8 protein-coding genes are annotated in these 11,491 nt (G+C 46.3%); 5 read left to right on the top strand and 3 right to left on the bottom strand.

Translation table 11 applies throughout. The annotated features are described in order from the left end of the window. Positions 1 to 15 precede the first annotated feature (15 nt). Positions 16 to 1,995, top strand: coding sequence for a DUF6382 and FHA domain-containing protein (locus tag AR543_RS08645; RefSeq protein ID WP_060533546.1), 1,980 nt, complete (start codon positions 16 to 18; stop codon positions 1,993 to 1,995). Positions 1,996 to 2,405: 410 nt separating this feature from the next. On the opposite strand, the gene AR543_RS08650 is transcribed toward AR543_RS08645, so the two are convergent. After that, the gene (locus tag AR543_RS08650; protein ID WP_060533548.1) at positions 2,406 to 3,329 is read right to left on the bottom strand and encodes a TIGR01777 family oxidoreductase; all 924 of its coding nucleotides are present in this window, start codon (positions 3,327 to 3,329) and stop codon (positions 2,406 to 2,408) included. A gap of 423 nt (positions 3,330 to 3,752) precedes the next feature. Here AR543_RS08650 and AR543_RS08655 point away from each other — a divergent pair, with 423 nt between their 5' ends. After that, on the top strand, positions 3,753 to 4,871 hold the full coding sequence (locus AR543_RS08655) for a deoxyribonuclease IV (protein WP_060533550.1): 1,119 nt from the start codon (positions 3,753 to 3,755) through the stop codon (positions 4,869 to 4,871). Positions 4,872 to 5,557: 686 nt separating this feature from the next. After that, complete coding sequence (gene purU / locus AR543_RS08660) at positions 5,558 to 6,454, top strand: formyltetrahydrofolate deformylase (protein WP_060533552.1); 897 nt, start codon at positions 5,558 to 5,560, stop codon at positions 6,452 to 6,454. 272 nt (positions 6,455 to 6,726) lie between these two features. On the opposite strand, the gene AR543_RS08665 is transcribed toward purU, so the two are convergent. Further along, the gene (locus AR543_RS08665; protein ID WP_060533554.1) at positions 6,727 to 7,176 is read right to left on the bottom strand and encodes a hypothetical protein; all 450 of its coding nucleotides are present in this window, start codon (positions 7,174 to 7,176) and stop codon (positions 6,727 to 6,729) included. Between the two features lie 231 nt (positions 7,177 to 7,407). On the opposite strand from AR543_RS08665, the gene tkt reads away from it, so the two are divergent. Both tkt and ppnP read left to right on the top strand, forming a co-directional pair. After that, positions 7,408 to 9,465 (top strand): transketolase, encoded by a 2,058-nt coding sequence (gene tkt / locus AR543_RS08670; RefSeq protein WP_060533556.1) that lies wholly within the window; start codon positions 7,408 to 7,410, stop codon positions 9,463 to 9,465. Between the two features lie 138 nt (positions 9,466 to 9,603). Beyond that, a complete protein-coding gene (ppnP, locus tag AR543_RS08675) occupies positions 9,604 to 9,915 on the top strand; it encodes a pyrimidine/purine nucleoside phosphorylase (RefSeq protein WP_060533558.1) in 312 nt (103 codons plus the stop codon). 364 nt (positions 9,916 to 10,279) lie between these two features. Here ppnP and AR543_RS08680 read toward each other — a convergent pair whose 3' ends face one another. After that, entirely contained in the window at positions 10,280 to 11,176 is an 897-nt protein-coding gene (locus AR543_RS08680) for an NAD(P)-dependent oxidoreductase (protein ID WP_060533560.1), read from the bottom strand. Between the last annotated feature and the right edge of the window lie 315 nt (positions 11,177 to 11,491).

Genomic DNA, 11,491 nt, shown 5'->3' on the forward strand with positions numbered 1-11,491 from the left:
AGAGGTGGAAAAATCATGGAAACATTAACACAGGATTTTATTCAGGATGGCAAAACCTATATGACGGTTGATCGTGAGCAGGGATTTCAACAAAGTGATCTGAGCAAAACACAGACCGGGATGATGTTATCCTCACGGATTCGGGGAATACTGCAGCTCCATCTGCATGAAGTCAATATGAAGGCGGTACTGCGTTACGATATCAGTGGCAAAAAAATGCTGCGGCACTGTCTGCAGAGTGAACCGATGGGCATTGCCGAATATTTGGGACTGCTTCTGCAAATCGTATCCACACTGGAAGAAAGCAGTCAGTATATGCTGTCACTTCCCAACTATGTGCTGGATGAACAGTATATGTTTGTAGATGGAACGCTTCAGGCAGGAGGATTGTATCTGACCTACGTGCCTTCTCTGGAAATGCTCACGGATGAACCGGTACAGTCGATTCTGAGCAGACTGGCTTCGCGCTGGATGGCTTATGTATCGGAGCTAACAGGCAACAAGGTGCAGCGTATTCTCAAATACTGTCAGAACGATAACTTTACCTTGCAGGAACTAAAATTGCTGCTGCTGGAGCTTCTTGCAGATTATCAGCAGCATCCGGTAACAGAGTCGTATACCGGATATAACAGCGGACATGCAGGATATTCGGCGCCGAACAGTGCTTACCGATCAGACTCAACTGCCCAGCCAGAACGTATATCGGCTGCAGGTAGTCATGCGCCAACCGAACATGCAGCCAGGGAAGCTGCGCATTATTCACAGACAAATAACCCGCGGCATAACCCTGATGCTGCTAATTCGGGAGCGGCAAATCCGGTGCTTCAACATCTGCGAAACCAGCGAAATACTTCTGCCTCTGCCGCAGAACGTCCGGATAAAAGAATAATCAATCCAGCCTTTGCAGCGTCTATGCCGGCAGCAGGCAGCAATGGTAAGCAGCAGGGCATATCAGCCGATCCATCTACATTATTTGCAGCGGCAGGTAATCGGTCGCGTTTGCAGACAGCATCGGCATTATCCGAGACAGCTCCTGATGATGCGGAAGAGTCAAATGCAAAGCCTCTTTCTTCTGCTCATCGCACCTATCTGCTGGCAGGAGGAGCACTACTGATCGCTATGATCTGGAGATTCGGTTATCTGGAACACGGCAATGATATGATGCTCTACGGTTGTACGGCTATTACCATAGCAGTCGGTATTTTGATTTATATGATAATTAAAGGAAAATTATCCGGAGCCAACAAGCTCAAACTGCCTGTATTGCATAAATCCAAACAAGAGGATGAAGAATACGGAAGCGAGAGTTGGCGCTGGAATTCTGAACCAGCCACAGCAGATGGTCTCGCAATGGCTGCTGCGGCAGGCATAGGATATGGAGCTCATTCTAATCCTGTCAGTCAGCGAGACCAGAGTATTGCTGCTATTTTCGGTGGAGAGTCTTCCAGACAAACAGGACAATATCAGGATCGTGCCTCTACGTCCTCTCATGAAGTGAGAACCGATAATGGTAGCAGAATAACAGAACAGCAATATTACTCGTCTTCTCAGGTATCCCAGGGCTCTCCTCATCAGACAGTATCAGGATTCGGCGAATCTATTCCGGATACTGGGTTGCTGTCTTCCCATATGGCGACAGTCCTTCTGGATGAATCGTCTGCTATGTCTTCCCATGGAGCATCCAAAATGTTTCAGGGCTATCTGGAACGCAGGGAACTCGATGGGATGCAGACCGAGCCTATTCGTCTGACGCCAGGTACTTTTGTTATTGGACGTGCGGAGGAAGGTGTAGATTACTACGAGAAATCAGTAGGTACTTCGCGTAATCACGTCGAACTGGAAATCAGTGATCAACAGATTCTAATCAAGGATCTGAGCTCACGAAATGGTACGTTGCTGGGCAGTGAACCGCTGGTACCCTACAAAACGTATCCGATGCAGAACGGAGATTCTTTTACAATTGCAAGAGCTGTATTTACATTGCGCCTGGCTTAGCTGTCGTATGGCACAATAATGGGATATGTTAAGTTTTTATCAACGGGTTATTCAGAATAATCGGAGAAATAAAAAAGTGCAGAGATGAATCAGACAGATCTACCTGCATAGTCTATATCGCTTAGAAAGAGACAGGTACGATCAGGCAATAAAGTAGCCAGGCAGATATATAAGCAATAGATAAATAGATAGTATAGGACAAACTATAGAACACCATAAATCCCAACTATTCATATGAATCGCGCAGGAAATAAATAAAAGCCGCCAATCCAGTATAAGTCTGCTGAATTGGCGGCTTTTGATTAATGCGGCTGTCGATCAATTTTCGATTAATAAGGATAACTCTTATATTCCTTGTAAGTTATTTATCCTTGCAATGGCCAAGTCGATCTACATAATTAACAAGCAGATCAGGCATGTGATGGTTCCGAGCTTTTCTTTCCTTCCAGATCGGCGATCGCTGATTCGATAGTCGGGAATTTATACGTAAAACCGTGATCCAGCGCTTTCTGGGGAATAACACGCTGGCCCTGCAGCAGGACGACCGATAATTCACCCAGCACCGGCTTGATCAGCAGGGAAGGAACATGGAACCAGTGTGGACGATGCAGCACTTTACTCAGGGCAGTACCCAGTTCGGCATAACGCACCGGTCCCGGACAAGAAGCATTTACCGGTCCGCTGACTTCTTTGTTCATTACGCAAAAGTCGATCAGTCTTACCATGTCGTCAATATGAATCCACGATACCCACTGCTTGCCCGAGCCGATTTTGCCACCTGCATACATGCGATACGGAAGCGTCATTAGAGGATAGACACCGGCATCTTTACCGAATACCAGACTCACCCGCAGCTTGATCAACCGCACATCCTTGATACTATCGGCTACCGCTTCCCATTGCTCCGCCAGACTGGAAGGAAAATTCATCGTTCTCCGTTCACTGCTTTCGTCAAACGTCTCGTCCTGGGAAGTACCGTATACAGCCATGGCACTCGCCTGCACTACGACTTCTGGTTTGCGCTCCAGCTGTTCCAGCGTTTTGGATACAATATTAACCGTACGCATACGTGATTCGACCAGCTCCAGCTTGGTTTTGGTGCTCCAGCGCTGGTTAAGCGATTCGCCTGCCAGATTGACGATAGCATCGACACCTTCCAGCTGCTTGGGATTCTGCTCCATGTCTTCCCAGGTAATATATTTAATTGCTGGATCTGTTTTTTTATCTTTGGTAATTTTGCGTGTGACAATGGTAATCGTATGACCCTGCTGCTGCCAAAAAGGCACAAGATGACTTCCTACAAATCCGGTACCACCACATACTACAATATTCATAAATGGGCCTCCTCGGTAAAATGATTTACTATTTATATGGATTAAGAAATGCAGGGGAATCAGTCAATCCGTTGTTGTCATACACCCTGTTCTTAAATACATCCTATGCTACCTGTTATTCGTACATCTGCTTTCCTCTAAAATAAAATACATACCAATTCAGTAAACAGTCCCGATATGATTAGTACAAAAATACATTCTACTCATTATTAACCATTATCCGTCACTGTGCTCTGCTAAAATAAATCCAGCGTAGTTTAAACTTGCTTTTCAACAAGTCTTTCTACATTTCTACACATTTCCTGTAGGATCATCGCGTATCTTAATCAAGTATTCATCGCATCATTCTAGATTTATTTATCTATTCACGTTAAAATAGGTTGGATTCGCGAAGAACAGGCACATTTAAGGGGGAAATTTATCGTGTTGAAAATAGGTTCCCATGTATCATTTTCCAGCAAGGGACTGCTGAGCGCAGCCAATGAAGCGGCTGAATATGGATCAAGCTCATTTATGATATATACCGGTGCGCCGCAAAATACGCGCCGCAAACCAATGGATACCATGTTTATTGAAGAAGGCAAAGCCAAAATGACAGCTACCGGCGTAGACGAGATCGTTGTCCATGCTCCCTACATTATCAATCTGGGTTCTTACAAAGAACACACCTATGAGCTGGCTGTAAACTTTCTGCAGGAAGAAATTAACCGTACCCATGAAATCGGTGTACGCAATATTGTGCTGCATCCCGGAGCATTTACAGATATGGATGCCGAATACGGAATCAAGCGTATCGCTGCCGGACTGGAAGAAGTACTGGCTGGTGTAAAAGAAACAGATGTGAATATCGCTCTCGAGACAATGGCAGGCAAAGGCACCGAAATGGGTCGCAGCTTTGAAGAAATCGCCAAAATCATGGAGCTGGTACCGCATAATGATAGACTCAAAGTGTGCTTTGACACCTGTCATACCCATGATGCAGGATACGATCTGATTAACAATCTGGACGGTGTACTGGAAGATTTTGATCGTATTGTTGGTCTGGATCGCATCACGGTTGTCCATGTAAATGACAGCAAAAATCCGGTAGGAGCGGGCAAAGACCGTCATACACCTATCGGTTCCGGCTGGATCGGCTTTGAAGCTCTCAATCGTCTGGTTAATCATGAGAAGCTGCAGGGTCGTCCATTTATTCTGGAGACGCCTTGGATCGGCAAAGATGCCAAAAAGCAGCGTCCGATGTATGAGGTAGAAATCGCACTGCTGCGCGGCGATCTGTCTGGACGTTTTGGCAGCGGATTTGTAGAAGATGTAGAAAAAATGCATCATTTCTTCGAAGGTCAAGGAATAGAAGCGCGTTCCTATGTACTCGATACCTGGGCTGTACTCAAAAATGATGCAAAAGCCCGCAAAGCAGATCCACGCGAACCACTGGAACGTATGTATGATCTGATTACAGCAGATGGTTTGTTTGGAGAAATGAGCGAAGAGCAGATCAATCTGCGCCTGATCGCTTTTCTGGCCGGCAAGCAGGTTTTGTAAAAAGCCACTCTTACAGAAGGAGAGAGCAAATACAAAATCAGGAGTAAATACAGAATCAAGATTCAAAATAAAAAGCAAGAGCAGGAAAAGCAAGAATAGGAAAATAAATTGTATTAAATAAAGAAGCGAGCGAAAAGACGCCATGCTTCAAGCAGCAAAAGAAAAAAATCCAACAAACACCCCTGTAGGCGAGAAAGTAGCATCTATTGCTGGCAGGGGTGTTTAATTTGCATTTTGAATTATTTCGATCAAATATACTGTTAATCGAAGTAGAAGTAGAAGTAGAAGTAGAAGTAGAGCTGAAACAGCTCTGAAATAGCCCTATAAGTATCCATTTTATACAAATTTTTTGGCGGTTTGACTGTATATTAAATGAGCAACTACTGCTCTAGTCTATATGGAATAAATCATTATGATCTAATTATAGGCTGAATCGATCATCACTGGATCAACATCAATAACATACTATTCATCAATCGATGCGTAGGAGCAAAATAAATTTGTTTACTTTCCGGACAGTATCACATAGATTGTAATATAAGATATTTTGGGAGTGCCCGAAAAATTCAAAAACAGGGTGTTCTTTGCCAGATACTTTATCATGGGGAAGCTGTAAAGTCAGGATGTATTTTCCCTATGGGGAATCATGGTTCTGTGCTGTTATTCAGAAGGAGGAAATTGATAACATGGAAGTACATGTAAAGCAAAATCAATCGGTACGTGAACAGCAGGATAATCGTGCGCGTATGCTGATTTCCTGTCCGGATGGGCCGGGGATTGTCTCGGCAGTATCACGTTTTCTGTTTGAGCATGGAGCGAATATTGTGCAGTCCGATCAGTATACGATGGACCCTGACGGTGGCATGTTCTTCATGCGCATCGAATTTGATCTGCCGGAGCTGGCTGTCAATCTGACAGGAGTAAAGCAGGATTTTGAGGAGATTGCTGGACGGTTCCAAATGAAATGGGTAATCAATGAAGTCAGCCGCAAAAAGAAACTGGCTATCTTCGTATCCAAAGAAGATCACTGTCTGGTTGAGCTGCTTTGGCACTGGCAAGCAGGAGATCTGGATGCTGATATTGCGATGGTAATCAGTAATCATAATGATATGCGTACTTACGTAGAATCTTTTGGCATTCCATTCCATCATATTCCGGTAACCGCAGATACCAAGCAGGAAGCCGAGCGTCGTCAGCTGGAAGTGATCGGTTCGGATATTGATCTGATTGTGCTGGCTCGTTATATGCAGATTATTTCTCCAACCTTTATCGAACATTATCGCAATCGGATTATTAATATTCATCATTCATTCCTGCCAGCCTTTGTCGGTGGCAAACCGTATGCCCAGGCTTATAATCGCGGAGTGAAGATTATCGGTGCGACCGCTCACTATGTAACTGAAGAATTGGATGGCGGCCCGATTATCGAACAGGACGTGCAGCGTGTCAGTCACCGGGATAATGTCAATGAACTAAAACGGATCGGCCGTACAATTGAACGTGTGGTGTTGGCACGCGCTGTGCAGTGGCACACGGAAGATCGTATCCTGGTGCATCAGAACAAGACAGTCGTATTTAACTAAAACGGTATGTTCAAAATAAACCGATGCAGAACGATTGCAGTAGGTTTGTAGCAGCAAGATCGTACAGGTCAAGCCATCCTTATTATTAGGATGGCTTTTTTCTGCTCGTACTATATTCTGTTTAGAATACTTCACTATAATCTTTAAATGCCAAAACTCCTTCTGATTGCCTGCTAAAGATGGTCTGCTCAGGCATCATCTGGCTTACAGAAGGAGTCTTTGTTATACATTCTTAACGTACCGTTAATATTGATATGCTACGGTAATGAATATTAACGTAGTCGATATGCTCCGGCATTCGATCCGCGGCGTACATACCCATAACCAAACAGCCCCAGTACAATCCCGTATAGTACATGTCCAGCCAGCCAATACATATAGGCAGTCATATCATTTACCTGTGGTACCCGGTCGGATAGCATCGCAAGCGGAAAAAATAGCAGGGAAGAAGCAGCTCCGATCAGCAAACCACTGATCCAGGGATGCGGCCAGCGATTGATCCACAGCCGGTAAATAAACCCGAGCACAATCGATACAGCCAGATGCAGAGCGAATTCCAGCCATTCAGGCAGACGATCCGGCAGGCCAGGGACAAAATCAATATTCAGCAGCATCGTATATACACCCGAACCCGTCAGCAGCTGAATCCATTTCAAAAAAAATCCCAGCACCATCCCGCTGACAAGACCTGCAATAATCCCTTGCAGCATATATCTTTTCAAAATGTCGTCCTCCTCTTTTAGTAGATAGGATATTGGGTATAAATACAAAGGAGTGAAATAACGATATGGTAAACTGCCGAGACAAGTGTTACAATGGACAAAGGGTTAATAAGTCAAATTGAAAGACTCAACAAGAATCATTTCATTTGAGACCATTGCATAGATGAACTTGTATCAGATGAAATAGGGTCTGAGCACCTCGCTTTACCAAGAAGAATGAGGAGGATTAACATGACTGACAAGAAACAAGAGCAAGAACAAAGCATTAGCCAATCCGGCAACTCCAACGTGGACAATCTCGCGATCTCCACGATCCGTACACTCTCGATCGATGCGATCGAAAAAGCAAACTCCGGACATCCAGGTATGCCAATGGGCTCCGCGCCAATGGGTTACCAGCTGTTCGCTAAAACAATGACACACAACCCGGCTAACCCTACATGGGTAAACCGTGACCGTTTTGTACTGTCTGCAGGTCATGGCTCTATGCTATTGTACAGCCTGCTGCACCTGTCCGGCTACGGTCTGGAAATGGATGAAATCAAACAATTCCGTCAATGGGGAAGTAAAACTCCAGGTCACCCTGAGTATGGTCACACTGCTGGTGTAGACGCAACTACAGGTCCTCTGGGTCAAGGCGTAGCCATGGCAGTAGGTATGGCGCTGGCTGAATCCCACCTGGCGGCAACTTACAATAAAGGCAACGCTAACGTAATCGACCACTTCACTTATGCAATCTGTGGCGATGGCGACATGATGGAAGGCGTAGCAAGTGAAGCAGCTTCCATGGCTGGTCACATGAAACTGGGCAAACTGATCATGATGTACGATTCCAACGATATTACGCTGGATGGTAAAGCAGGTCTGTCCTTCTCCGAGAACGTAGAAGACCGTTTCAAAGCTTACGGCTGGCAAGTACTGCGCGTAGAAGACGGTAACGATCTGACTGCACTCGCAGCAGCACTGGAAGAAGCAAAATCCGATACTTCCCGTCCAACACTGATTGAAGTGAAAACAGTGATCGGTTACGGTAGCCCGAACAAACAGGGTATCGGCGGCCACGGTGGTACGCACGGTTCCCCACTGGGTTCTGCAGAAGCCAAACTGACCAAAGAATTCTACGAGTGGACATACGAAGAAGATTTCTATGTACCGGATGAAGTTCGTGAATACTTTGCAAAAGTTAAAGAGCGCGGCGTTGAAGCCAACAAAGCATGGGACGAAATGTTTGCCGAGTACAAAAAAGCAAACCCTGAGCTGGCTGCACAATTTGAATCGGCATTCTCCGGTAACCTGGCAGATGGCTGGGACAAAGAACTGCCATTCTACAGCACTGAAGACAAAGCAGTATCCACACGTGTTGCTTCCGGTAACGCACTGAACGGTCTGATCAATGGTGTACCTCAACTGGCCGGCGGTTCCGCTGACCTGGAGAGCTCCACAATGACTCACCTGAAAGGCCTGGAAAACTTCACACCTGAAACACGCGATGGCCGTAACATCTACTTTGGTGTACGTGAATTCGCAATGGCAGGCGCAATGAACGGTATTGCACTGCACGGTGGTATCAAAGTATTCGGCGGTACGTTCTTCGTATTTACCGATTACCTGCGTCCAGCAGTACGTCTGGCTGCTCTGATGGGTCTGCCTGTAACCTATGTACTGACTCACGACAGTATCGCTGTTGGTGAAGACGGTCCTACACACGAACCAATCGAACAACTGGCTTCCCTGCGCATCATTCCAGGTCTGACTACAATCCGTCCTGCGGATGGTAACGAGACATCTGCTGCATGGGCTCATGCTATGGAAAACAAAGGTGGCCCAATTGCGCTGGTTCTGACTCGTCAAAACCTGCCGATCCTGCCTGGTACAGTAGAAGGCGTACGCGAAAACATCAAAAAAGGTGCTTACGTTGTATCCGACGCTAAAGGCGGACAACCAGCAGTACAAATTATCGCAACAGGTTCCGAAGTGCAGCTGGCTGTTAAAGCTCAAGAAGCACTGGCAGCTGAAGGCATCGAAGTACGCGTTGTCAGCATGCCAAGCTGGGAACTGTTCGAAAAACAAGATCAAGCTTATCGCGATTCCGTTATTCTGCCAGATGTTAAAGCTCGTCTTGCGATCGAGATGGCTCAAACATTCGGTTGGGAACGTTATGTTGGCGACAAGGGCGCAATCCTGGGTATCACTACCTTTGGTGCTTCCGCTCCTGGCGACCGCGTAATGGCCGAGTACGGATTCACTGTAGATAATGTAGTACAGAAAGTTAAAGGACTGCTGTCCTAATATCGTTTGACCTTAAAAGGTGCAGAAGTGGCCCAGCGCCACTCTGCGCTTTTTTCTAATCCATATTACAGCATGGTTTGTGGCAAGGCGGGGATACCCGGTGTTTTCCATTTGATCATAGGGGAGCGGTATAAACGGATGAGTCAATTTGAACAGGTGACAGTAATCAAGGAAGCCAATATTTATTATGAAGGCAAGGTAACGAGCAGAACGGTTTTGCTGCCGGATGGCAGTAAAGTTACGCTGGGCATTATGATGCCGGGCAGTTATGAATTTGGAACCGATCAGCATGAGACGATGGAGATTCTGTCCGGTCAGCTCTCGGTTCAATTGCCGGGTACAGAAGAGTGGCTGCATATCGATGGACAGTCTGCTTTTGAAGTGCCTGCCAATACCCGATTCAAGCTGGAAATCAAAACGGTGACCGATTACTGCTGCTCCTATTCCTGATAAGCTTTAATAAACAATCAGGTAGCAAAAGGGCTTTCACCGAATAATGCTGCATCAGTCGGACTATTCAGGCAATCCAAAAAGCAGAATCATTAAGAAAGCGCATATGCGTGCACCTCATGTAATGATTCTGCTGGATGGTTGTTGTGGATCAAATTCTGCTGTCTGCTGCATTGGCATAGACAAGATAACGGTGTCTATGCTGTATCTCATTGGCATCAATGCGTTCAGGCTCTATAGTCAATTATGACTGTGGTGACCTAAACGTAGAGTTCTGCTGGATAAGCTCTGGATGAGGCGAGCTTGCGATCGGCATTAACCTGCTTGCTTGATTCCAGAGAAGTTATCTTTGGACATCAACAGGTTATAGTGATTTGCCGTTAATCGTCTGACCAATCCATTCTTCGTAGCATTTGGCGATAACGGACAGATCATCGTCACCATAGCCTTTGGACTGCCCTGTCTGAAACAGACTTTTGGCCAGATTCAGCATAGGCGCAGGTACGCCATTCTTGTCATTGAGTGCCGAAGCAAGCTTGAGATCCTTGAGCATCAGCGCCAGGGAGAATTGGTTGCTGTAGTCGCCGTCAATAATTTTCTGGCCTTTTAACTCAATGGTACGGCTGTTGGCAGCACCGTTGCGAATCAGCTGCAGGAATGCGGAAGGGTCGATACCGCCTTTGGAAGCAATTGCAAATGCTTCGGCCAATGCGACAGTGTGAATACCGACCATGGTATTATGCGCGAGCTTGGCAGTAGCACCACTGCCATTTGGCCCCATTGGAATAACGAGTCGTCCCAGCGTATCAAATACGTCCTGGTGGGATTCTATCGCTTCGGGATTGCCGCCTACCATGAATACGAGTGTGCCATCAATAGCTGCCGGTTTGCTGCCGGTTACCGGCGCGTCCAGATAGATGCCGCCGCGTGCGTGAACATCGGCAGCGATTTCGAGAGCGAGCGGTGGAGAGACGGTGCTGCAATCCATAACAGTTAATCCCTGCTGCACCGCAGCAATAATACCATTTTCACCCTGATATACTTCATAAATGGAAGCATCATCGCTAACAATGGTGATCACCATATCCTGTCCTTCGGCAGCTTCGCGCGGCGTATGTACCTGCCGTGCACCCTGCTGAACAAGGGATTCCGCCTTGGCTGCGGTACGGTTATAGACGGTTAGCTCAAATCCTTTTTTGAGTAAATTTTCTGCCATGGGCAGACCCATGGTACCCAGACCGATAAATCCGATTTTTTTCATAGCATCGTTCCTCCGTCTCTTTATGTAATCCAAAATATGCCTGCTCTGCCGGCTGCCGGATGCTTGCAATACGGGAATCATCCGGTCATACTTAAAAGCAGAAGTGGCCTGTCCCGTTAAGTGTAGCATGTACGGCTGCCGGTTGGGTATAGGCAGGCGATGGATCGCATATACGGAATTGCTGAGGATTCATTTGCTGTCAAAGGTGTCATCCGGTATTCGGTCAGGGTACATATTCAGGTAGGCCATATAGGGCAGAACACAGCATCATGCAGCAGACCGATCTGTTAAAGGTCGGAATATGCAAATAATTTA

The sequence above is a fragment of the Paenibacillus bovis genome, from assembly GCF_001421015.2.
GTDB lineage: Bacteria > Bacillota > Bacilli > Paenibacillales > Paenibacillaceae > Saccharibacillus > Saccharibacillus bovis.